The organism is Clostridium yunnanense, from assembly GCF_016595795.1.
GTDB lineage: Bacteria > Bacillota > Clostridia > Clostridiales > Clostridiaceae > Clostridium_AR > Clostridium_AR yunnanense.
The window spans coordinates 121,313-143,661 of record NZ_JAENHN010000059.1; the positions used below are offsets into that span (position 1 = coordinate 121,313).

Annotated in this window: 26 protein-coding genes; 23 read left to right on the forward strand and 3 right to left on the reverse strand. The window is 30.0% G+C overall.

The annotated features are described in order from the left end of the window. The first annotated feature begins 84 nt into the window (after window positions 1-84). The 20 genes from JHL18_RS21760 to JHL18_RS21855 all read left to right on the forward strand — a co-directional run bounded on the left by JHL18_RS21760 (window position 85) and on the right by JHL18_RS21855 (window position 13,849). Window positions 85-606: a GNAT family N-acetyltransferase gene (locus tag JHL18_RS21760; protein WP_200273142.1), complete on the forward strand. Its 522-nt coding sequence runs from the start codon at window positions 85-87 to the stop codon at window positions 604-606. Window positions 607-682: 76 nt separating this feature from the next. Next, a complete protein-coding gene (locus tag JHL18_RS21765) occupies window positions 683-1,198 on the forward strand; it encodes a GNAT family N-acetyltransferase (RefSeq protein WP_200273144.1) in 516 nt (171 codons plus the stop codon). Window positions 1,199-1,258: 60 nt separating this feature from the next. Beyond that, on the forward strand, window positions 1,259-1,498 hold the full coding sequence (locus JHL18_RS21770; protein WP_200273146.1) for a hypothetical protein: 240 nt from the start codon (window positions 1,259-1,261) through the stop codon (window positions 1,496-1,498). A gap of 106 nt (window positions 1,499-1,604) precedes the next feature. Further along, entirely contained in the window at window positions 1,605-2,210 is a 606-nt protein-coding gene (locus JHL18_RS21775) for a Type 1 glutamine amidotransferase-like domain-containing protein (RefSeq protein ID WP_200273148.1), read from the forward strand. 135 nt (window positions 2,211-2,345) lie between these two features. After that, a complete protein-coding gene (locus JHL18_RS21780; RefSeq protein WP_200273150.1) occupies window positions 2,346-3,044 on the forward strand; it encodes a 5'-methylthioadenosine/adenosylhomocysteine nucleosidase in 699 nt (232 codons plus the stop codon). Window positions 3,045-3,127: 83 nt separating this feature from the next. Further along, window positions 3,128-3,619, forward strand: a complete 492-nt coding sequence (locus tag JHL18_RS21785) for an NUDIX domain-containing protein (RefSeq protein ID WP_200273152.1) — start codon at window positions 3,128-3,130, stop codon at window positions 3,617-3,619. Window positions 3,620-3,663: 44 nt separating this feature from the next. Then, window positions 3,664-3,975: a hypothetical protein gene (locus JHL18_RS21790; protein ID WP_200273153.1), complete on the forward strand. Its 312-nt coding sequence runs from the start codon at window positions 3,664-3,666 to the stop codon at window positions 3,973-3,975. 370 nt (window positions 3,976-4,345) lie between these two features. Next, window positions 4,346-4,615, forward strand: a complete 270-nt coding sequence (locus JHL18_RS21795) for a hypothetical protein (protein ID WP_200273155.1) — start codon at window positions 4,346-4,348, stop codon at window positions 4,613-4,615. Between the two features lie 190 nt (window positions 4,616-4,805). Beyond that, a complete protein-coding gene (locus JHL18_RS21800) occupies window positions 4,806-5,585 on the forward strand; it encodes a GNAT family N-acetyltransferase (protein WP_200273157.1) in 780 nt (259 codons plus the stop codon). 39 nt (window positions 5,586-5,624) lie between these two features. After that, window positions 5,625-6,500 carry an NAD-dependent epimerase/dehydratase family protein gene (locus JHL18_RS21805; RefSeq protein WP_200273159.1) on the forward strand — a complete coding sequence of 292 codons (876 nt, stop codon included), beginning with the start codon at window positions 5,625-5,627 and terminating at the stop codon, window positions 6,498-6,500. Beyond that, the gene (locus tag JHL18_RS21810; protein WP_200273161.1) at window positions 6,497-7,186 is read left to right on the forward strand and encodes an HD domain-containing protein; all 690 of its coding nucleotides are present in this window, start codon (window positions 6,497-6,499) and stop codon (window positions 7,184-7,186) included. The genes JHL18_RS21805 and JHL18_RS21810 overlap by 4 nt, the downstream gene beginning before the upstream one ends. Then, a complete protein-coding gene (locus JHL18_RS21815; RefSeq protein ID WP_200273163.1) occupies window positions 7,179-7,373 on the forward strand; it encodes a DUF4177 domain-containing protein in 195 nt (64 codons plus the stop codon). Before JHL18_RS21810 ends, JHL18_RS21815 begins: the two co-directional genes overlap by 8 nt. Window positions 7,374-7,698: 325 nt before the next feature. Then, entirely contained in the window at window positions 7,699-8,028 is a 330-nt protein-coding gene (locus JHL18_RS21820) for a GTP pyrophosphokinase (RefSeq protein ID WP_207753090.1), read from the forward strand. Between the two features lie 53 nt (window positions 8,029-8,081). Then, on the forward strand, window positions 8,082-8,978 hold the full coding sequence (locus tag JHL18_RS21825; protein WP_200273165.1) for a MerR family transcriptional regulator: 897 nt from the start codon (window positions 8,082-8,084) through the stop codon (window positions 8,976-8,978). Between the two features lie 69 nt (window positions 8,979-9,047). Next, a complete protein-coding gene (locus tag JHL18_RS21830; RefSeq protein WP_200273167.1) occupies window positions 9,048-9,374 on the forward strand; it encodes an SdpI family protein in 327 nt (108 codons plus the stop codon). Window positions 9,375-9,418: 44 nt separating this feature from the next. Next, entirely contained in the window at window positions 9,419-9,892 is a 474-nt protein-coding gene (locus JHL18_RS21835; RefSeq protein ID WP_200273168.1) for a hypothetical protein, read from the forward strand. Window positions 9,893-9,920: 28 nt separating this feature from the next. Beyond that, window positions 9,921-10,373, forward strand: a complete 453-nt coding sequence (locus tag JHL18_RS21840) for a hypothetical protein (protein ID WP_200273170.1) — start codon at window positions 9,921-9,923, stop codon at window positions 10,371-10,373. Window positions 10,374-10,523: 150 nt separating this feature from the next. Then, window positions 10,524-11,273 (forward strand): MerR family transcriptional regulator, encoded by a 750-nt coding sequence (locus JHL18_RS21845; RefSeq protein ID WP_200273171.1) that lies wholly within the window; start codon window positions 10,524-10,526, stop codon window positions 11,271-11,273. 640 nt (window positions 11,274-11,913) lie between these two features. Continuing rightward, window positions 11,914-12,405: a PH domain-containing protein gene (locus tag JHL18_RS21850; protein ID WP_200273173.1), complete on the forward strand. Its 492-nt coding sequence runs from the start codon at window positions 11,914-11,916 to the stop codon at window positions 12,403-12,405. After that, window positions 12,395-13,849, forward strand: a complete 1,455-nt coding sequence (locus JHL18_RS21855) for a PH domain-containing protein (protein WP_200273175.1) — start codon at window positions 12,395-12,397, stop codon at window positions 13,847-13,849. Before JHL18_RS21850 ends, JHL18_RS21855 begins: the two co-directional genes overlap by 11 nt. 990 nt (window positions 13,850-14,839) lie before the next feature. On the opposite strand, the gene JHL18_RS21860 is transcribed toward JHL18_RS21855, so the two are convergent. Further along, a complete protein-coding gene (locus JHL18_RS21860) occupies window positions 14,840-15,751 on the reverse strand; it encodes a nitroreductase family protein (protein ID WP_200273177.1) in 912 nt (303 codons plus the stop codon). 442 nt (window positions 15,752-16,193) lie between these two features. Here JHL18_RS21860 and JHL18_RS21865 point away from each other — a divergent pair, with 442 nt between their 5' ends. Continuing rightward, entirely contained in the window at window positions 16,194-17,321 is a 1,128-nt protein-coding gene (locus JHL18_RS21865; RefSeq protein WP_200273179.1) for a glycerate kinase family protein, read from the forward strand. Window positions 17,322-17,459: 138 nt separating this feature from the next. Here the strand turns inward: JHL18_RS21865 and JHL18_RS21870 are convergent, their stop codons facing one another. Next, window positions 17,460-18,278, reverse strand: coding sequence for a class I SAM-dependent methyltransferase (locus JHL18_RS21870; protein ID WP_200273181.1), 819 nt, complete (start codon window positions 18,276-18,278; stop codon window positions 17,460-17,462). 388 nt (window positions 18,279-18,666) lie between these two features. Here JHL18_RS21870 and JHL18_RS21875 point away from each other — a divergent pair, with 388 nt between their 5' ends. Together JHL18_RS21875 and JHL18_RS21880 are read left to right on the forward strand one after the other, a co-directional pair. Next, a complete protein-coding gene (locus JHL18_RS21875; protein ID WP_200273183.1) occupies window positions 18,667-19,080 on the forward strand; it encodes a hypothetical protein in 414 nt (137 codons plus the stop codon). Between the two features lie 147 nt (window positions 19,081-19,227). Next, a complete protein-coding gene (locus tag JHL18_RS21880; RefSeq protein ID WP_200273185.1) occupies window positions 19,228-20,397 on the forward strand; it encodes a collagenase in 1,170 nt (389 codons plus the stop codon). Between the two features lie 135 nt (window positions 20,398-20,532). Here the strand turns inward: JHL18_RS21880 and JHL18_RS21885 are convergent, their stop codons facing one another. After that, window positions 20,533-22,080: a histidine kinase N-terminal 7TM domain-containing diguanylate cyclase gene (locus JHL18_RS21885; RefSeq protein ID WP_200273187.1), complete on the reverse strand. Its 1,548-nt coding sequence runs from the start codon at window positions 22,078-22,080 to the stop codon at window positions 20,533-20,535. Window positions 22,081-22,349 lie beyond the last annotated feature (269 nt).

The window sequence follows — 22,349 nt, forward strand, 5'->3', positions numbered from 1 at the left end:
ATGAGTTTTTAAAATTGTTTTTGGATTTAATTGGCAAAGCTTTAGATCAATTTTATATAAAACAAATTGGGCATGGAGATAAGTATGAAAGCGATAAATGAAAAATCGAATTTTATAATATTAAGAAATACCAAAGAAAGTGATTTGGATTTTGTAGTTAATTCTGAACGTAATCCTGAAAATGCTAAGTATATCGGGCAATGGACAAAAGAGCAGCATAAGGATTCATTATTTCAAGAGGACATTCTGCATTTAATAGTTGAAGAAAAAGCTACAAATAAACCTATTGGTTATGTGATTCTAGCAGGTATTACAAATAAAAATAAAAGTATAGAATTTAGAAGAATTGTAATCTCTAGTAAAGGTAAAGGATTAGGAAGAGAAACACTAAAATTAGTTAAAAAAGTTGCTTTTGAAAACTTACATGCCCATAGGCTATGGCTTGATGTTAGATATAAAAATCAAAGAGCGCAAAGGCTTTATAAATCAGAGGGATTTGTGGAGGAAGGAATATTAAGAGAATGTATTTTGTATGATCAAAACTATGAATCTTTAATAGTAATGTCAATTCTGAAAAATGAATATACTAGTGAGCTTAATTCGTAAAAATCTTTATGTAGCTCAAGATATTTAAATATGGATGTGCAATCTAACTTAAGTATATTAAAAAAGGAGCAAACTAATGGGAATAAGCATAGAACTAGTATCTGAAAATAATGCAGCAGAAATTTATAGTTTTGAGATAGATAATAGGGAGTATTTTGAAGAAATCTTACCATCAAGAGGAGAAGAATATTATAGGCCAGAAGTATTTGAAAAAATAATAAAAGAAATAATTGAAGAGCAAAATCGAAATGAATGTTACATGCATATTATTAGAAATGAAGCAGGAAAAATGGTTGGAAGAATTAATTTTTTCTCTATAAGAGGAGAAAATATTAAAACAGCAGAACTTGGGTATAGGATTGGGGAAAATGATGATAGGAAGGGTTATGCAACAGAAGCAGTGGAAATTGCTATTGATAAAGGTTTTAAAGAATATAACTTTAAAAAGATTGAAGCAGGCACAGCTTCGGATAATATTGGATCGCAAAGAGTGCTAGAAAAGAATCAATTTGTACTAGTTAAAAAAATCGAGAAACATGTCCAATTAAATGATAAATGGATAGATAGCTTTATATATGAAATAAATAAGTAATTAAAAAGGTCATATGAAAGTTAGAAGATGATGACTGTTTTATATGGAGGTTTTAGTAAGATGGAGCTTAGTAAATTTATACTTCATGGAGAAATATTATCTTTGCAAGGTAAAATTGATGGGACAGATTATAGATTCGGCGTAAAATGGAAAGATCCTAAAAAGCCATACGATGAAACTTGGGAGCTTAAATCATATTCAAATATTTTAACTGGTGAAAAGAATTTAACTGAAGAACAAATTAAAACATTTATGGATACGATTAATGCTAGATGGAATTGGAACATATCAGATAATTAATAATTGTCTACATACATAGAACGTAGAAATAAATTTATATTTTTAACGTTATTAATAAGAAGCAATGGTTGTCTTAAAATAGAATTCTAATATATGGGGTGATGGTATGTTGATCTTAACTTCAAATGGATTGTCTTCAGATAAAATTATTGGGGAAATGAAGGAACTCTGCGAAACTCTTTCTAAGGCAGTGATAGTTACAACTGCTTCAGCTGAATATAAGGAAAATGATTGGCACATTCCACGATTGACTGGAGAGCTAAAGTCAGTTGGATTAAGTGTAGATTATTTTGATTTTGATTATGAAAAACCAGAGTTACTTCTAAATTATGATGTTATTGAAATAAACGGCGGTAATCCGTTTTATTTGTTGAGCTCTATGAGAAAATCAAATTGTGAAGACATTATGGAAAGATTGATTCAAGAGAAGATAGTTGTTGGTGTAAGTGCAGGTTCTATTGTACTGCAAAAGAATATAAATTTAATTGCTCAGTATAGCCCTGAGTTAAATAAGGATGTTCATCTAGAAGATTTTTCAGGTTTTGGATTTTCTCCTATAGAATTATTGCCTCATTATAGCAGATTTATAACAAAGTTTGATAGATTTGAGGAAAAGGCAAAGGAATATGAGCTTGCTAATAACTGCAAAGTAATAAGAATTGATGATGGACAAGCGGTTGTAGTCAATTCAAAGGATTATTGGATAATTTAAATCATATAGAAGATAAAATATTTAATAAAAATATAGAATGTTTTAGAGTTCTGTAACCTCAAGTAGTTGAGTTAGTAGTATAAGTTACGATGCAATAGTTGAAAATTACTGATAGAAAATAAGGGGATGAGAATTTTGAGAATTGGGATAATAGGGCCAAGTGAGAAAGAAATAGCAGGGTTTATAAATAAAATAACAGAGAGAGAACAAATTGAACATGCTATGCTAAAGTTTTATTCAGGTATTTATGAGAAAATCGAAGTGGTTTCAGTAGTTTGTGGAGTATGTAAGGTTAATGCATCAATAGCTACACAAATTTTGATAGATAAATTCGAAGTTACTCATATTGTGATGATAGGAGTTGCAGGAGCATTAAGCAGTCAACTTGAAGTAGGAGATATAGTTATTTCAAATGAAGTTGCATATCATGATGTTGCAAGTGGAATTTTAACAGAATATCATCCTCGGATGGAAGATGTATATTTTAAAGCAGATAGTAAATTAATAGAGTTGAGTATGGAGGCCGCAAGACCTTTGTCGGTTACAAACAAGATTTATACTGGAAGAATAATTACTGGCGAAACATTTATAACTCATAAAGAAAGAGAGTATTTAGTTCAGCAATTTGATCCTTTATGCGTTGATATGGAGAGTGGTAGTGTAGCTCATACATGCTATGTTAATAATATACCTTTTGTAGTCATTCGTTCAATGTCAGACAATGCAGATGAAAACAGCTCAGAACAATTTAAGATTAATGCTGAGACAGTAGCACAAAATTCTATAAAAGTAGCTGAAGGAGTTATAAGAAAGCTGAGTTTATCTTTAGTATAGAATGACTTGAAATAATCAAGTTATAGCAATTAGTTATGACGCAGTACCTAATAAATATTAATAGAAAGTAAGGAGATATAGTTATGATTTTGCCAACGCATATAGTAGCCTCTGGGGGAGTGGTTACCAATGAGAAGGAGGAAGTTTTGCTTATTAGGAATCCGCGTAAAGGTTGGGAGTATCCAGGTGGAATTATTGAATCAGGTGAAACAGTTCCACAAGGGTTAATTAGAGAAATTAAAGAAGAAACAGGAGTTGTAGTAGAGATAATTAATGTTATTGGTATTTATTCAAATACTAAAAAGAAAAAGGGATATAATGGTGTTGAAGAAGTACCAACAATTGTAAACATAGATTTTGTTTGTAAGTACATTTCTGGTGAGTTAAGAACCAGTGATGAAAGTGTTGAGGTAAAATGGTTTTCCAAAGAAGAGGCGTTAAAGATAATAAAGCCTAAACAAAAGTTAAGATTTGAAAGGGCATTAAATTGTGAATCAGGCTTTTCTTGTTTGGGATATGAAGTTAATTCATTAGATGAAATCGATGTACATGAAGAATATTTATTTGAGAGATAAAGGGATTGTTATAAACGATGGTTAAAATATGAAGATGTAGAGATATGGTCAAAATTATGTGTCCAGTTTGTAAAAGTAACATAGAAGATAAGGTGTTAAAAAATGATTATGAATGCACTAATTGTAAGGCCAAGCTTAATATATCCAAAAAGTTTAAGAGGCTTTTAATAATTACTCCAGCGATCTCAGCGTTTATATTTCCATTAGTAGGTTCTATACTTGCTCAACATTTAATACCAGATAGACAAGGTGGGATAACATACATTATTGCGCCAATAACAGCAGGATTATTTGCAGGAAGTATAAGTTTTTTACTAATGTTGCTATACCCACATAAACTATCTAAAGCACAATGATAAATATTTTTAAGATAATATGCAATTAATTTATTTTTGATTCATGTAATCTTCTTATTTAATGTTAAAGTAGGTAAAACTGAATATGGTTAAAACACTCCATCATTCAAATCTGAATTATGGGGCGTTTTTAAGTTGCATTATAGGGATATTATTATATAAAAAACGAAGTTTTAAATAGCAAATTGATATTTAGCAATCAAATAGTGACATGGTAAGAGGTGCCTATTATTTCGTGATTTATTAAAAAATTGGCGTATATATAACAATAATATGATATAATTACCATTAATTAGGCTAAATGTACATAGTAGTTCACCGTATGAAGTTGGAAGTGGTGAATTAAAATGATTAAGATTGGAGATTGAATATGATTACTTCTTTTATATTAGGATTGATTGTTTCAATACTAGTTGTTTCTATAATAATATTTAACTTAGAAAAATTTAAGGTTTTTATCAATAATAGATTACTTCTTGTAATAATGTTTGTTTGTCTATTTGCTATTGATGTACTTATACGCAGCATATTTCCATTAAGTAACCCTGTTAGGGCAATTATTAGTGGAGTTATATCTCCGTTGGAGATTATTATATTTTTGGTTTTTATTGTAAATAGGAAAAAGATAAATAATACATAGCGACATACATCTTGTTTCTTATTTTGCCACCATAATGAGACAGAAGGTAACTAAAGGATCAGTAAAAATTCTGTTGTGGCTATTAAAAAATAAAGAAAAAGTCAGCTTTCAAATCGAGTTATATTGAGTTTTAATATACCTAAATTGCATTAGAAAAATTGATGAAAAGCTTTTGGAAAGGAAATGTTATATGAATAGTAAAGACATATGGAAGATAGCGATGGAACAGTCGGCTATAGACTTAAACTGCAAAGCTACTGATTTCATGAATAAAGGAAGTACTGTTGTAATATCAAAGCTAAATGAGGGAAGAAAAAAGTGTTATAAAAAACCATTGTTTTGCGCACTGGCTTATTATGGTGAAGGGCTAGTTGCTTCAGTGGATGAAAGAATAAAAGAGTTTATGGAAGGTTTTATTAGTAGACATTCTGAATATAGATCCTTTGATACACCGCAGTTAATTGTATTAAATAGAGAGTTTGAAAAATACGGTAAATGTGTATGTTTTATTGCTGAGTTCTTTCTGCCTGATTTAGATAAGCAAGTATTAATTAATGAAAGTATTGAAGTTAGAATATTTAGAGAATATGAAGTTTTAGCATTATATGAAGATGATAGATTTCATATGGCACTAGGCTATAATACTGACAGCGATAAAAAAGACGTGTTAGCAGTAGTGGGATATGTAGATGGAAAGATAGCAGGTGTGGCAGGTGCAAGCAATGACTCTGATACAATGTGGCAGATAGGCGTAGATGTTTTACCTGAATATAGACGATTAGGAGTTGCATCAACACTTACAAAGATTTTAACAGACGAGATTATTAAACGTGGGAAGGTACCATTTTATTGTACTGCGTGGTCCAATATTGCGTCAAAAAGTAATGCTGTTAAGTGTGGATATAAAACCGCATGGGTAGAAATGACTGCTATTGATAAAGAAGATGCTATGAAAATGATTGATGAGTAAGTAAGTTATTGAATAGTATGTATAATAGGAGGGCTAAATATGAAGATATTAGTTATTGGTGGTACTCGATTCTTTGGAATACATTTGGTTAACTCGCTGCTAGCTAGAGGTCACAATGTGACAATAGCTACTAGAGGTAATGCAAAGGATGTATTTGGTGACAAGGTTGAAAGGATTATAATTGAAAGAAATGATCCAAGTAATTTGAAGGAAACAATAGGCAGAGATTATTATGATGTTGTATATGATAATATTGCGTATAGTTCCAATGATATAAAAGGTTTGCTGAATTCATTGAAATGCGGCAGATACATAATGACTTCTTCAGCTTCTGTTTATACGAACCAGCATCTCCAAACTTCTGAAAGTGAATTTGATCCTACCTCTTATCCACTTAAATGGTGCTTTAGAGAAGACTTTCCTTATAATGAAGCAAAGCGTCAAGCAGAAAGTGCCTTGTTTCAGATATATCCTCAATTTGAATCTGTTGCTGTCCGTCTTCCTTATGTAATTGGTCAAGATGATTATACAAAGAGACTTTATTTTTATGTTGAACAAATTATTAAAGGCAATCCAATAAACTTAGATAATCTCAATGAACAAATTGGTTTTATAGATTCTGCTGATGCTGGAGACTTCCTAGCATGGATGGCAGATCAAAAGTTTGCTGGAGCAATTAATGGTAATAGTAATGGGACAATCTCTTTAAAAGAGGTAATTGATTATGTAGAACTTAAAACCAACAAGAAAGCAATCTATTCGGCTGAAGGATTAGAAGGACCGTATAATGGTCAAAAATCCTTTGATCTTGATGTAAGACTTGCAAATAAATTAGGTTACAGTTTTACTGAATTAAATTCATGGATATATGAATTACTTGATAAATGTATAATAATGATGGAGGAGGATATATGAATATTGATATAAAGCATAAAAAAATTTTAGAAATTGTTAAGGAAAGATTAACCTGTTCAGCCCATAATTTAGATCATGTGCTCAGGGTTCTTAATCTTTGCGTATTAATTGCAAAGGATGAGGAGAATGTTGATTTAGAGATTCTCATTCCTGCAGCATTACTACACGATATTGCAAGAGTAGAGGAAAGCGAAGATAAAACTGGACAAATTGACCATGCTGTCTTAGGTTGTGACATCGCTGAAGATATATTAAAAGAACTAGAATACGAAAAAGAAAAGATTGATAAGATAAAACACTGCATCAGTGCTCATAGATTTAGGACTGGAAATGAACCAAAAACAATAGAGGCAAAGATACTGTTTGACTCAGATAAACTTGATATAATAGGAGCAACTGGGGTCGCTCGTAGTTTTATGTTAGCAGGACAATTTGGCCAGAGATTAACAACAGACACACCACTTAGCGATTATCTAAAAGCTAATACTGTTGAAAATGGAAGAATAAAAGAAGTATCAAAACACACACCTTTTATTGAATACGAAATCAAATTCAAGAAAATTCCTAATAAATTATATACAAACACCGCAAAAGAAATTGGTAAAGTAAGACTGAAATTCATGGATGAATATTTTAAAACACTAAGATCAGAGATTGATGGTGTAAATGAGGTTTTATATGTATAAATATGAATTTGTAAGAGTAGAGTTGAAGAAGTTCTCACTAAAGGAATTAAAACCAAAGCAAGATTATCACCAAATAATTGAGGAAAATGCAAAAAGAGGCTGGAGATTAGTTCAAATTTTAGCACCTCCAACTGGTATATACGGATCTGCAACACATTATGAACTGATTTTTGAGAAGGAAGTTTAAGGCTAAATGTTACCATAGGTAATGATGCGGAGCATTTTTATAGTAAATTAGGCTTTGTTAGCCTAGCAGAAAAGGGGTATATGACTAGGAAAGTTGAATCTTAATTTACTATGAAATATAGGATAAGGGATTAATATTTAATTTTTATGTCTACTATATTGATATCAGTTTATTTAAGTTTTAAGCTTACTAAAAATAAAAATTTTAAAGAAATAAGGTGATTTAAATTAGTTATTTAGAAAAAGCAATATGCTTAGCAGTAGAAAAACATAAAGGCCAAACCGATAAAGGTGGGATGCCGTACATATTACATCCAATATATGTGATGAGCAAGATGGAAACTGAGATAGAAAAAATTGTGGCAATATTACATGATGTAGTTGAAGATACAGATACAACTTTTGAGGATCTTAAAAATATGGGGTTCTCCATGGAAGTTTTAAGTACATTAGAATGTTTAACAAGAGGAGAAGAAGAGGATTATTTTCATTATATTGGTAGAATTAAAGTAAATCCTTTAGCAATCAAGGTGAAATTAGCTGACCTTGAGCATAATATGGACTTTAGAAGAATTAAGGATATAACGGATGAAGATATAATTAAACGTACAAGAAAATATAAGCAGGCTTGGGATGAACTAAAGAGCAGCATATAATATTGACTTTACCCCAAGGGAATAGTCTAAATTTAGTTTTAGAGGTGATATAAATGAAGATAAATGAAGTTATGAAGATTACTGGATTGACTAAAAAGGCTATTTATTATTATGAAAATGCAGGACTAATAAATCCTATAAAAGATGATGAAAACAACTATAGAATGTATACAGAAGAAGATATAGATGTACTAAAGAAAGTGGATCTACTTAGAAAATTGGAGGTGCCAGTAAAGGACATTGCAATAATTCTAAGTTCTCCATTTAAGTTAAACGAAGTAATGGTTAAGCAGCTCCACTCAATCGATGAAAGAATTAAATTGTTAAATAAATCTAAGAATATAATAGAAAGCCTTCTTAAGAATTGTGATGATATGAACAAGATTCAAAGAACTGATAGTTTTGAAAAATTAAGTTTATACTTAGACATTGATAAAAAGGCTTGTGAAGGTTATATGAAAGATGAGCTTAAAAGAATCTTTCCAGGCAATTTTGGCAAAGCAATGTCATTTTTTTTGAATGCTTACTTAGATGAGCCGATAGATACTGAGGAAAAAGAGAGAGCTTGGTATAGCTTAGTGAATGTACTTGATTCAGTTGAAGAAATAAAGTTTCCAGATGATATAAAAGTTATACTAGATAGGTTATATGAAAATACAAGTAATCAGGAAACATTTCCAATACTGAACAAAGAGAAAATGGATAAGTTTGTAAGTGAACTTAGTAAAATGTCAACACAAGAAAAACAGGCCTTAAAAAGTAAAATGGAAGATTCAGTGGAAGATGATAAAAGCAGTAGAACAAGAGAAGATTTTTCGAAATTAAGAAAATTCTTTAGTGAAAATCAAGTGGCATTGCCTAAAGAGTGTAGTATTTACTTGCGAATCTTGAGTAAGAAATACAATGAATTTTGTGAGTATATCTTAAATGTGCAAAAAGTTATGGGATAGGTTTTTGAAAATCAAAAGATAAAAAGTAGTTATGTATTTAAAAAATTGTGAAAAACAGGAGTAACTTTTATGAGAAATATATTATTGTGTGGGGTAATATTGATCTTTTTTTTAATATTAAGATTTGTAAAGCAAAAGCAAATTACGGGATTTGGATACAAATCGAAACTTTCAATGCAGAATTTGACTACCTGGAATGAAGGAAATAGATATGTTTCTAATTTTATTATTGTAGGAAGTTTATTATCAATTCTTTTAGGTTTTATTCTAAATTATATGAATTACAGCAATATGTATATAGTTCTATATATTAATATTGCATTTGTGTTAATATCTTCTTTATTTACAGAACTTCATTTGAGAAAATTATTTAATAAAGATGGAAGTCCAAAGTAATATATTGAACAAACTTTGAAAAGTAAATAAAAATGAGGTGTGTTATGGTTGCTAATAATATAAAAGCATTATTATGGTACATTTTTTTAAGGATAGTGACCTTAGTTTCAAATTTTGTTATTGGCTTTAATTCTTCCAAGTTTGAATCACAGCAAGAGGGACTAAATAGAATGAACTTTCAAATAGCAAAGACATGGACTATAGCTATTATTGTAGTGATTTTATATTATCTCATAGGAAGATTTACTCTAAAAGATCAAGGCAGTAGGATGAGAAATATAATGTCAGTTAGTCTTATCTCTATTGTAGGATTGATTCTTTGTATTATGATATCTTTAGGTTTTCTTAAATCTGAATCCTTGTACTATATGTATACATCAGCTTTTTCACCACTTCTTACTAGCAATATCAAAGAAGGTGGACTACTAATGCAATTACCGTATGCAATAATTCCTCGTTTGTTTATTGGAATTTCAATCAAGAATACTGGAGTGAAAATACAAAAAAATGTAGATTAAACATTATATATGTATTGGAGATGAATTTATGAAAAGTTATAGGCTTGGATTTTCACTGAAAGGTTTTGTAGCTTTTATGGTAGTGATGATTCCCAACATAGTATGGATAATTGCACCGCCAGTGAACGATCCCATTGCTGGAAACAATGCGTTATACCCAATAATTGATATATTATTAGTGGCTAGTCAAGTGATTATGATTGCTTTACTAATTATTATAATTCCCAATGAGAACATGAATAGTAAAAGTATAAAAATATATTTTAAATTAGCATGTCTTTGTTTGCTTGGATACTATGTCTCATGGTTTTGTTATTATACAGGAATGGTATATCCATTGATGCTTGTTGGTATGGCAGTATTACCATCAATATATTTCATACTTATCGAATTATGGCTAAAAAACTATATTGCTATTATTCCAAGTATAATCTTTGGAATAACACACATTGCAATTACCTGTTCCAACTACATAAGTTAAGGGAAATACATAATGCGAAGTTGGGACATTTCACAGATTTATCACAATATGATGTAAATATAAAAATAACAAATATAAGATAAAATAAACTTAAAACTATTGACTCTTACCTTAGAGGAGACCTTAAGATTATAAACGAGGTGAGGAATTATGCTATACACAGTTAAAGAAGTTGCAAAATTAACAGGAGTAACTATAAAGGCACTCCATCATTATCACAAAATAGGATTACTACAGCCCTGTGAGATTACAGATGCCGGCTATCGTCTCTACGGGACAAAAGAACTTGAGGTTTTGCAGCAGATATTATTTTATCGTGAACTTGATTTCTCTCTCGAAAATATCAAAAAGGCTTTGGAGGATGAACCTAGTCGTTTAAAATGTTTAACAAAGCAACAGGAACTGCTACTTGCGCGCAAGCAGAGAATTGATTGTTTGTTAAAAACGATATATCAATCCATAGTCCTCAGTAAGGAAGGAGAAATTATGAATACAACAGATATGTTTAAAGGATTTAACAAAGATCAATGGGAGGATGCACTTTCTGAGCAAAGCGAATATATCAAAGATAAATATGGCTATGATATACCAGAGGTGCAGGAAGCTGATGTTCCAAATATGAATGAACAAGCTTTGGAAGCGCAGCATTTTATTAGATATATGGGAGATGCTTTAAAAAGTGGATTGAGGGCAAATGACGAAAAGGTACAAGAATTATTAGAAAATCATATTCAATTTTTGACAAGGCATGGTCATAATATTGACGCAAAGGCACTTGCAGCTCAGTCGAAATTCTTTTTAGAGGATGATTTCCATAGAGGTATGCTTGAAGGTCAGCAGGTAGGACTTTCTTATTACTTATGCATAGCAACTGACATATATGCAGCATCAAGACAATAAGGGATTTCAATAGTTCTAAAAAGGATATAGTTTTTATGATATCCACACAAATAAAACTTAATAATTTTAATATTGTTATGAAATGAATAAAAGGCTTAAATAATACGGAAGTCATGGGTAAATATAGTGATAAATACTATATTGCCATGACTTTTTTTCATATTCAAGTGATATTAATTAAAAGATTATCTTAAATAATTTACTCGTAAATGATGATGTTATAAACTATGTGCGTAAATTCAAAGTATTTGCTGATATCAAACAATTTATTAATCTTTACTATCATAAAGCTTATTTTGATAGCAATCCATTTATATATGACGAAAAATAGCTAGTTTTGTTGAAAATATAGAAAGTTATACAAAATTATGTATAATCGAAGTTGAGAAAGAAAGTTTAGACGAAAACAGTAGGAATAAGCACATACTTTTTAAGTAAATTAAAAATTAAGGAAAAATTATAAAGAGTACTGCAACTCAAGTTGATCAAGGATTTGAAACATATCATAAATTGGCTGTTTAATGTTCATGCACATTATAAAAACTTTATAGAGAATTTCAATAAAAATTTATATAAATAACTTGAAAAGCAATAATCAATAATTTATAATATGGTTATAAATACTTCATTAGGAGGATTCATGGAAACTAATAAATTAAATATCAATGCAATCAAATCTTGGTTTATTTCAAGAGCCATAGGCACAGTAGTAGTTTCAATCATTTTAATAGGAGGGACTTATCTTTTAAGAACAAAATTCGATTTTCTTGAAGGAACAGCTAGTATATATTTGTATATTGGAATTGCAATCATAATAGGATTATTACTTTTAAATACGATAGTATATCCAAAACTAGAATATAAGCAATGGACTTATTCAGTAACAAAAGATAAGATAGAATTTTCAGAGGGAATCTACTGGGTTAAAACAGTAGTAATACCAATTGTAAGAGTTCAACATATTAAGATAAATCAAGGACCTATAAATAGAAGCTTTGGTTTAGCAGATCTACAGATATTTACAGCAGGGGGAGCACATAAGATTCCTAATATTGAAATGGCTAAAGCAGAAGAGATAAGTGAATTTTTGAAGGATAAAGTTAAGGAAAAGGTGACAGCAGATGATAGATAAACCTACTAGAAATCATTGGATTGTTATAGTACAAGATGTATTAAAATCCCTGAGACAATTTTGGTTTTTATTAATATTACTAATATCTGGTCACAATAAATATATCTATATTGCTGGAGCAATAATAGTAGTTAGTACAGTAGTAATACAAATAAAAAAATGGCTTAACACTGAATATTACGTCTCTGATAATATATTAGTATACAAAAGTGGCGTATTTCAAAAATCTAGAGAGGAAATACCATTTGATAAAATAAATACCATTGATATGGGGCAAGGAGTATTTGATAGAATTCTTGGACTATGTACAGTTAAAATAGATAGTGGAAGTGCTATTGGAAAAGAAGCCGAGTTAAAACTAAAGATTAAATATAAAATAGCAGAAATGCTTAGAGATACTGTATTAAATATAAAAAATAGTACAGTAGATAATGATTTACAGGAAGAGAAGAAAGAAGAAGCAGCACCTAAAAAAGTGATTTCTATAAGAGAAATTATGATCTATGCAATAACTAAAGGAAAACTAGGATGGGCGCTTGGTGGATATTTTGCAGTAATGAATTTTGCAGATGATATAGAAAAAATCACAAATACTACTATAGTCAAGAATTTGACTAGTTCAATTGATATGAATAATTTAATTCTGCAGGATAGAGTAAAGCTTGTATTTCTGATTATAGGCATGCTTTTAGCTGTATATATTGTTATGACCTTGTTATCAATAATTTTTGAAATAGTTAAACTATATAGGTTTACTATAAAAGTTCAAGATAAAAACTTTAATATAAGCTATGGACTACTAAGTAAAAAGGAATATTCAATTCCAATAGATAAGATTCATGCATTAAAGTACAAACAGGGAATACTCCAACAAGTATTAGGTATCTATACTATTGAAGCAATAACCATAGGCTATGGAGATGAAAAGAATGAAAAAGCAATTCTATATCCTATAGCAAATGATGATTTTAAGCAAAGGTTTTTAGCTTCACTACTTCCAGAGATGATCTTCTCAGCTGATATCAAAAAACCTCCTAAGCATAGCTTAAAAAGATTTATTGTCATGAGGGTTTTGTTACCATTTATTGTAATGATACCTCTATATTTCTTAGTTAAACCTGTACCTAGCGAATTCAAAATAGTAGTCATCTTAGTAATAACTTTAATTAATATATTATTTGGATATTTAAACTATAGAAATACTTCTTTAGGCGTAACAGATAAGCTAATACTTGCTAGTGAAGGAAGCTTTGTAAAGACAACAACAATAATTAAGCAAAGCAGCGTTCAATCAGTAGAAAGAAAACAAAATCCATACCAGAGGAAAGCTAAGGTATGCGATTATTTGGTAAGTGTGTATTCAACTTCACTGCCTGAAGCTGTCAAGGTAAGACATATGAATGAAAATCTTGATAAAGAACTGTATGGAAATTTGATTATGTAATGAAGTTAGATTGAGGAATAAATGAAATTAATACTATGCTATAAAATATAAATAAACTCAGGTATTGTGTGAAACAGCGTAATATTATCTTTATCAAAGAAGAGAGGGAGCAATGATGGTTAATATAATACTATTTGTATTTTCATATATTATATCATGTTGTATACTGATTTTTTTAGGTTCTAAATTGAACTGGAAAAAATGGTTTAGCAAAAATAATATAAGAAGGGTAGTTTCTTTTATAATATCTTTTTCAATATATATGGTTGGCTGTATAATTATAGGCAGGATTAATATTACTGATAACTTAAACACTGTTTTGAGAGGAATATTACTTTCTACAATTATTATTCCGATAACTTTTGGATCATCCAATGTATCAAAAGTCAAAAAGATTGATTAGTGATGCACGTAAAAAGTGAAACAATAGAATCTAAATGTGTTCAATTGAAAGTAGTTATATAAAAGTAGTTAAGATTTTAAAATATTCAATTCAATATGGTGGCGTTTAAAAATATATAGACATACTACTTCAAATTTAAATCTATTCAAATAAAGCTTTATAGATCAATCGAAAGCTTTATTTTGAACTAGAAGATTGAGGTAGTATGTCTGTTCGTATGAATGGATATTCCAGTTGTATTAATGTAACACATTGACTTGAAGGCTATTATTACAACTCTCATACTCCTTATGAGAGAATTTTAAATATAAATTCTAGAGACAAGTGGATAAATTAATATAGATCTAGGTAAGACTATCTCAAATCACTAAGGTTATGTATTAAAGAAATGTTGGTGATTTAACATTCTCGGGTTGTCCACTAAGTTGAAAGACAATCTAAGTAGATAATAGTGCAAATAAGAAGTAAATCATGAGAATATATAAACAGTAAGTTGAAAAAGTGTAAAAAATACTTCTTTGTTACCCTAACAACATTTTTTAAATACATTAGTATGGTTAATTTCACATGTTTACATATAGGAGTATTTAATAGAAGTTAATATTTGAAAACCTTCGTTTCAATGCAAAAGTATACTTAATATCTGGATATCCGAAAATGACTAAAATGCCGTTTTTGTTTTTCAGTGGTATACCATACTTTTGTTTTATTTTTTTACCGAAGAAATTTAATAATAAATTTGGTGTGCCAAGCATACAACTTCCTAAGCCTAATGAGTGTGCTGCTAACATAGCATAGGTTGCAGGAATGTATGAATCTACAGGGTCGGCATAAGGAGATGAATGAAAAAGTATGGCTAAAGGTGCAGAATAGGTTAGCCAATTTGTTCCTTTATCATAATTTGTTACGAACGTGTCTATAGCAGTTGATGCGAAAGTTTTTAAGGAATCATAATTAGCTTTTCCAATAAAGGGTCTATAAATTTTAAGCATTATTGGAGAGAATAACCACTTATTTCTTTTTAAAACGTTAATTAATTCTAAAGTGAATTCTTCAACCTTTTCATTTCCATCCAGAACTAAAATTTCAACATCAGAGCTACCTAGGCCATTAGGTGCAGTTGATGAAGCATCTAGTATTTTATCTATGATTTCAGGCTCAATTCTTTTCTTCTTAAAGTCTCTTACACTTCTACGCGATAACATTAATGACTTCAAACTTTCATAATCCGCTCTATCTGGAGTTTTAGGCAATTCAATTACATCATTTGGTGTCATATCTCTACCATTAATTTTTATTGCTCTGTTTGGACAAACTGCCATACATTGTCCACAAGCAATACATCCAAATACTCTATTTTGGTCTACCTTTACCATTTTTTCTTCTAGATATAATGGTGCGCCTTTACATACTTTTACGCAAAGCCCACAGACGGTGCATTTATCTTTATCTATTTCAACATCTGCACATTCATAAAATCGACCTGTTTTTAAAGGCATAAATATCTACATCCTTTTATTAAAATTTTTACTTAACAATAAGTTCTTCCATATAAAATTTTTTAATAACGCATTTATGAAACTAAGGATAGAATTTTTAAGTATTTGCAGTATTACGAAGTACTAACAGGTTATATATAGATACATATTTTCTAAATAAGTTATATAGAAGAGGTTTCTAAACTAATTTTTAAAGTAAGTGATGTTTTTAGTTTTTTACTCAAATATATTTTCTATATGGTATAATACTACAAAAAAGCTGATATGCAGTGTGGATAATACGTATTCAATTAAAATGTTCATTTTATATACGTTATATACTTACAATTATACAATGAAGATAAGTTAGATTCATCTTAAAACCGATGAATTTGATTTTTTTAAAATATGTTTAATCATCTAAGATTAATAACAATAAAAATCATGAATTTGGAGGCAATTTATGAAAGTTGTAGTAGCTATTGATTCTATGAAGGGAAGTCTCTCTTCAATGGAAGCAGGAAATGCAATAAAGGAAGGTATTTTGAGAGTTAAACCTGATGCTGAGGTTGTAGTAAGACCACTGGCAGATGGAGGAGAAGGAACAACTGATGCATTACTGGAAGGTCTTGGCGGAGAAAAAGTCAGTGTTATAGTTACTGGACCTATGGGGAAATCTGTGAAAACCTATTATGGTTATCTTACTGAAAAGAAGGTTGCAATAATGGAAATGGCTTCAGCGGCAGGTATAACCTTAGTTAATGATTCGGAGAAAAATCCAATGGTTGCAACAACCTTTGGTTTAGGTCAAATGATAAAACATGCGATTTTAAAAGGAGCACGACATTTTATTATTGGAATCGGAGGCAGTGCAACCAATGATGGTGGGATTGGTATGCTTATGGCCTTAGGTTATGAGTTCTTAGATGTGAATGATCAAAAGGTTGGAGAAGGGGCACAGGACTTAGATAAAATAATACGTATTTCAGACGAAAATATAATGAAGGAACTAAAAGAGTGTAAGTTTCAAGTAGCCTGCGATGTTAATAATCCTTTATGTGGACCTAATGGGGCCACCTTTGTTTTTGGACCTCAAAAAGGCGTAACAGAAGAGATGAAGAAAGATTTAGATGAAGCTATGAGGAATTATGCGAAAGTTTCAGAAGAATTCACAGGAAAAAGATGCTCTGAAGCAAAGGGAGCAGGGGCTGCAGGGGGACTTGGTTTCGGATTTATGGAATTTTTAAATGCAGATTTGACCCCTGGCATTGAGCTTATATTAAAGACCATCGAACTTGAAAAAGAGATAATTGATGCTGATTATGTAATAACTGGTGAAGGTCGATTGGATTTTCAAACTGCAATGGGTAAGGTTCCTGTTGGACTTGCAAAACTCGCAAAAAAATATAATAAGAAAGTTATAGCTTTTGCAGGCAGTATTACTAAAGAAGCCAAGGAATGCAATAATGTGGGGATCGATGCTTTCTTTCCAATTGTAAGAGGTGTTACAACTTTAGAGGAGGCAATGAATCCTGAAAATGCAAAGGTAAATATGATGGATGCTGTAGAGCAGGTATTTAGATTGCTTTAAAAAATAGATTCTCAGCTTTTATAGTACTGAGAACTTGTAGCATAGTCATAGAAAAAAATATATATAATCTAAAATAATGCATAAAAAGTAAAGATTTTTAATACAATAATTGAAAGGCAACAGGATAGATATAGTTATCTATCCAATTTTTTGAGTTATATACAGCGAAAATTCAAGTAGCGAGCTCACATAACCGCCATATTCATTTATAAGCTCCTTGATTTCATTTTTCATATTCTTTATTATTTCGTCATTTAAACCATCAAGTATAGAAGCAAATGCAGGAACTGATTCCATAACTTGTAGATACTGTTCAGCATTATTTTGGGTTTCATGATAATACTCTAGTTTATCTATTAGTTTAAACAGACCTGACTCCTTAATTTCGATTATTCTCTCATCTTCCTTATATACTCCATCGTGCTCACGTCTTTGTGGTTTTATATTACTTTCATAATAATTAGACACATATTTATTAATTATAATGTCAATCTTTTCTTGTATTTCTTTTGTTTTAGGTATCTTTTCGTCGCAAGAGTTATACCAAAATAGAACCAGGTAGCCATTATCATTTAATATCTCATAACATTTTTTGTATTTAAAATTTTTATCTATCCAGTGAAATGCCTGAGCGGAATAAACCATGTCATATTTTTCATAACTACTAGAATCCCAGTCTTCAAAAGATACTACGTCAATTATAACATTAGGAAATAGAGTACACTTTTCTTTTAGAATTTTAGCCATATCTTCGCCTAGTTCAATTGCATGAATATTAAAAGCTTTCTCCGCAAATTGAACAGTAGCTTTTCCTGTTCCTGCGCCAATTTCAAGTAACCTATCATTGGAATTTACTCCGGTTATTGATATAACATCTTGTATTAATTTTTCAGGATAAGAAGGTCTCATTTTATCATATGCAGCAGCTATGCCTTTGTATGGTTCTACTTTCTCCATTATAGGTATCTCCTTAAAAGATTATTTATAATATATAGGTATATTTTATATTTATTTCCAAAGTGTGACAATAGCATATTATTAAATAGATTCATAATATTTTTCATGCTATAGATGAAATAATATTAGTTCTAATGCTATTTTGTAATGAGCAAGAAAGGATAACTTTTTTCAACAATTGATATTAAGCATTAAAGTTTTACAAGCTATAATTAAATTCGAAGAACAGCTAAAGTATTTGGGTATTTCTAGTAAGTTGGGAGTACATAACTTGTTGAAACGTTGTCTACTTAACAATATTGACAAGCTCTGGAAGATGTGAGATATTGGAGTTGTTGTAGAAAAATGCAATATTTTAGGGAAAAAGTGAGAAGGGATGAAGTAGACTTTGAGAAGATACGTAAGATGGAATAAGTTACAAAATGGAAATTACCTAAAGATGGTATTCAGACAAGAAAAAACAGGGCATAAAACTATAGGTTGGAAGGTTGAGGCTGTTATTGCAAAGACAAAAAGACAATGTAATGATTGCTTTAACAAATCACCAAAGAGCCATAAGATATTGTGGGGAAAAAGCACAAATGCTGGAAGTGGTGCATATGCCTTAAGTATTGCTTTCTCACATGTAAAGGAGTTCGAAAAAAGATTACCGCTAGGATCAGAAATATTTATTTGCGCTTACGATGAAAAGCGTTTAAGAGTTTATAAACGTTTAATAAGATACGGATTTGAGATAGTGAAGAATGATTTTAAAGTTAGAAATTTAGATATTTGTTTAAAGAAGGTTAAAACGTCATATTAATATTATAAATGAGGCTGACATTATGCTTTGTGTTGATAAAACATTGGTTGAAAGCATAGAATAATTTAAGCTTTCACAAATTCAACCGATAAGTTAAAAGTGAAAAAATATAAGGGGAAGGCAGTGAGTTTAGCTGCTATACGTAATATGAAAAAATTATTTAAATTATTGTTTGCTTATTTGATATGGATAATAGTTTTCGCTGCAATTTCGGTAGGGGTTGTATTTTTTGTTGTTCCATTTAGTTATGATTTGACTAATGTAGTAACATATACGCTTGTAATATCCATTTTGCTTTTTATTCTGTTCTTTATCGTAGGTATGATAAGAGGAAAGCTTAGGATTCTTAGGATATACAATAGAAGAAGTCTGATTTATAGAAGCGTATATTTTTTATCTGTGCTAAGCATATTTGTAATCGTAAGCGTGTTACAAATGGGAGTTAGGGCTGGTTATATACAGATTAACGGAATGCATGAGTTGACTAGTAAAGAAAAAGTTAAGTTTATAAAAGATGTGTACACCAATCTTAATACTATAAAATCTAGGGATGAACTTACAAAAAGCATGAATGTTATAAAGTATAATAGTATAGAAGTATACTTTTACGACGAAGATAAGAAATCAGCAGAAGATATAGTAAATAAGATACCGAATTTAAACAAAAATCTTAATTCAGTTATTAACGTGAAAGATCTAGAACCATTAAAAATTATAGTGTATAAAGATAAACAAGAGTATAATAAATATACTATCTCACCTAACGGTGCAGATACTCTTGGGCTTTATAATAATGGTGTAATAAACCTTCATAACTTAAAAACTATTAAAGAAATAAATAGTGAAAATGCTATTGATGAGAGTAGTGAAGAAAGCTTTTTTAAGACAGTAACCCACGAATATACCCATTATTATATAAGAACTTATTTAAAGGAGAATAATTTGTCTAGCGCTTTGCCACCTTGGCTTGATGAAGGCTTTGCGCAGTATATGGAGTATGAACTGTATAATAAAGATTTTCAATTAGAAACAAAGCCAATAAAAGGACCATTAATACCACTTAGAGAGTTATCAACACTAGGACAATGGGAAAGTCAATGGAAAGATAGAGATAGTATAGAAAAGATTTATACTGAATCAGTTTTGGCCGTAAATTACATATTTGATTCAAAGGGAAATGAGATATTAAAGAATATTTTGGCCCAGTCAAATGACAATAAGATATCTGAAGTTGATTATCAAAGTAATTTTGATAAAACCATTAAGAATAATTTAGGATTAACACTAGATGAACTTCAAAATAAAGCCATTAAATAATTAAAATAAAAGCATTAACAGATATATTATTAATATAAGCTGCTAATGCTTTTATTTTTAAATATAAATGGACAATAAAGAAAAAGCATTCAGCAAATATAATAAAAAAATAATATTTATTAGTCTTTAAATATTTTAGCTTAAAACTTTAACAGTCACTCTATTTCTGCCACTCTTCTTAGAATCATAAAGTGCTTCATCAGCAAGCTTTAGTATTTCACCAAAAGTTTTAAGTCTTCTATCATATACTGAAATTCCAATACTCAAAGTGAAATAGATAGGTTTATTTCCGCAAATAATAGGTTTTTTAGAAACCATATCGCAGAAGAATTCAGTTATGTTTTTAGCTGCATCTAGGCTGGTTGATGGTAATATTACAGCGAACTCTTCCCCTCCTAAACGGCCTATTATATCAGTCTTTCTAAAATACTGTTTCATCTCACATCCTAAATGTGCTAGAACAGCATCTCCTGCAGCATGACCATTGGTGTCGTTGATATGTTTAAAGTGATCTATATCAATCATTAGAAGTGTAAAGCTCGTATTATAATCTAATGAGCACTCCATTTGAAGGTTGGCTAGCTGCATAAATCTATTTCTATTATATAGGTTAGTAAGAGCATCTGTTGAAGCAAGTATTTTTAGCGCTTCCTGATCATTTTTTCTTTCAGTAATATTTATAAGGTTTATAAGCCTACCAACAATATTACCAAAATCATTTTTTATAGTCACTGTTTTCACTTCAAAATATCTATAGCTATCACCACTAGAAATCTTTATATCGCTACTGTCATTAGTATTTAATACTTTAAGAAGATCAATTTGATTGCCTAATATGAACTCAATGGTTTTGCCTTTCATTGAATTGTTAAGTTCTTGAAAAAGCTCCGCAGCAGCAGGATTGTAATCCATAAGACGACTTGTATTGTCTATTAAAATCATGGCATCAGAACTTCTATCAAACAAAACATCTCTAGCTAAAGTTCTAAGTGCTAAGAAATCATATTTAAATAGGGCGATAAGTATTAAAGAAAAAGAAAATGGAAGTATTAGGGCTATATAATTAATGCTCACATTCCCTGGATTTATTAAAATTAATTCAAAACTTATAAAAGGAAGCAGAGAAGCTAAAATCATAATCCTATAGCCGGAGCGTTCGAAGTCTGCAACCTTTCGATAATTCTTTACATAACATGATATAGCTATGAGGAAGTATAGTGTTATATAAATACAGTAAAACAAATACCAAGGCTCTTTATCAACTGTAAGAAAATTTAATCCTAAAGCTTTCTTTAGCATAAGTGATTTATAGTAATGGTGATGCATTGGACTTGTCAACTGCATAAAAGAAATCAAAATAGGAACTGTGAATATAATCAAAAAAGTATTGCGGCTAAAGGTTTTAATTGTCTTTGTATAAATCAGAGATAGCAAAAGCCACAAGGCTGGGTAAAATGGTATCCCTATATATTGAATCTGGTTCCAAAACATCATTTGAGGTAAAGTACTACTGTTAAGTTCCAGAAGATAGCCAAATAAATAAATACTAACAAGTAGACAAAGTGAAAAGAAAACTTTTACTATTGTGGTTGTTCCCTTTGATATGGCATATGCGGCAAAAAATACTGATAGTAATGCGCATAGGAAAAAGTATATACTAAGGAACGCAAGTGTAAATGACATATAATAAACCTCTCTTTAAGATTATTGATTTATCAATATAAACCTACAAAACTATATGTATTGATATACATGATAGTATTTAAGCAAAACAAAAAAAGACTTTATATATCAATATTCGACATAAAACTACAAAACTTAATGAAAATAATGAAAAAAGTGTAAAATAGTAATATAAAATTAAAATTGGTAGAGGTTTTCAAAATGAGAAAAGTAACTTATTTCTTTTTATGATAAACTTTTAATATATTATAAAGAGTTTTATTTATAAG

Excerpts from the sequence above, each read along its gene's own strand:
- JHL18_RS21865 (WP_200273179.1), top strand. The coding sequence starts at position 16,194 with ATGAAAGTTGTAGTAGCTATTGATTCTATGAAGGGAAGTCTCTCTTCA.
- JHL18_RS21765 (WP_200273144.1), top strand. The coding sequence starts at position 683 with ATGGGAATAAGCATAGAACTAGTATCTGAAAATAATGCAGCAGAAATT.
- JHL18_RS21845 (WP_200273171.1), top strand. The coding sequence starts at position 10,524 with ATGCTATACACAGTTAAAGAAGTTGCAAAATTAACAGGAGTAACTATA.
- JHL18_RS21775 (WP_200273148.1), top strand. The coding sequence starts at position 1,605 with ATGTTGATCTTAACTTCAAATGGATTGTCTTCAGATAAAATTATTGGG.
- JHL18_RS21820 (WP_207753090.1), top strand. The coding sequence starts at position 7,699 with ATGAGCAAGATGGAAACTGAGATAGAAAAAATTGTGGCAATATTACAT.
- JHL18_RS21800 (WP_200273157.1), top strand. The coding sequence starts at position 4,806 with ATGAATAGTAAAGACATATGGAAGATAGCGATGGAACAGTCGGCTATA.
- JHL18_RS21805 (WP_200273159.1), top strand. The coding sequence starts at position 5,625 with ATGAAGATATTAGTTATTGGTGGTACTCGATTCTTTGGAATACATTTG.
- JHL18_RS21870 (WP_200273181.1), bottom strand. The coding sequence starts at position 18,278 with ATGGAGAAAGTAGAACCATACAAAGGCATAGCTGCTGCATATGATAAA.
- JHL18_RS21840 (WP_200273170.1), top strand. The coding sequence starts at position 9,921 with ATGAAAAGTTATAGGCTTGGATTTTCACTGAAAGGTTTTGTAGCTTTT.
- JHL18_RS21790 (WP_200273153.1), top strand. The coding sequence starts at position 3,664 with ATGGTCAAAATTATGTGTCCAGTTTGTAAAAGTAACATAGAAGATAAG.
- JHL18_RS21860 (WP_200273177.1), bottom strand. The coding sequence starts at position 15,751 with ATGCCTTTAAAAACAGGTCGATTTTATGAATGTGCAGATGTTGAAATA.
- JHL18_RS21830 (WP_200273167.1), top strand. The coding sequence starts at position 9,048 with ATGAGAAATATATTATTGTGTGGGGTAATATTGATCTTTTTTTTAATA.
- JHL18_RS21825 (WP_200273165.1), top strand. The coding sequence starts at position 8,082 with ATGAAGATAAATGAAGTTATGAAGATTACTGGATTGACTAAAAAGGCT.
- JHL18_RS21880 (WP_200273185.1), top strand. The coding sequence starts at position 19,228 with ATGAAAAAATTATTTAAATTATTGTTTGCTTATTTGATATGGATAATA.
- JHL18_RS21760 (WP_200273142.1), top strand. The coding sequence starts at position 85 with ATGAAAGCGATAAATGAAAAATCGAATTTTATAATATTAAGAAATACC.
- JHL18_RS21795 (WP_200273155.1), top strand. The coding sequence starts at position 4,346 with ATGATTACTTCTTTTATATTAGGATTGATTGTTTCAATACTAGTTGTT.
- JHL18_RS21815 (WP_200273163.1), top strand. The coding sequence starts at position 7,179 with ATGTATAAATATGAATTTGTAAGAGTAGAGTTGAAGAAGTTCTCACTA.
- JHL18_RS21770 (WP_200273146.1), top strand. The coding sequence starts at position 1,259 with ATGGAGCTTAGTAAATTTATACTTCATGGAGAAATATTATCTTTGCAA.
- JHL18_RS21885 (WP_200273187.1), bottom strand. The coding sequence starts at position 22,080 with ATGTCATTTACACTTGCGTTCCTTAGTATATACTTTTTCCTATGCGCA.
- JHL18_RS21835 (WP_200273168.1), top strand. The coding sequence starts at position 9,419 with ATGGTTGCTAATAATATAAAAGCATTATTATGGTACATTTTTTTAAGG.
- JHL18_RS21810 (WP_200273161.1), top strand. The coding sequence starts at position 6,497 with ATGAATATTGATATAAAGCATAAAAAAATTTTAGAAATTGTTAAGGAA.
- JHL18_RS21785 (WP_200273152.1), top strand. The coding sequence starts at position 3,128 with ATGATTTTGCCAACGCATATAGTAGCCTCTGGGGGAGTGGTTACCAAT.
- JHL18_RS21855 (WP_200273175.1), top strand. The coding sequence starts at position 12,395 with ATGATAGATAAACCTACTAGAAATCATTGGATTGTTATAGTACAAGAT.
- JHL18_RS21850 (WP_200273173.1), top strand. The coding sequence starts at position 11,914 with ATGGAAACTAATAAATTAAATATCAATGCAATCAAATCTTGGTTTATT.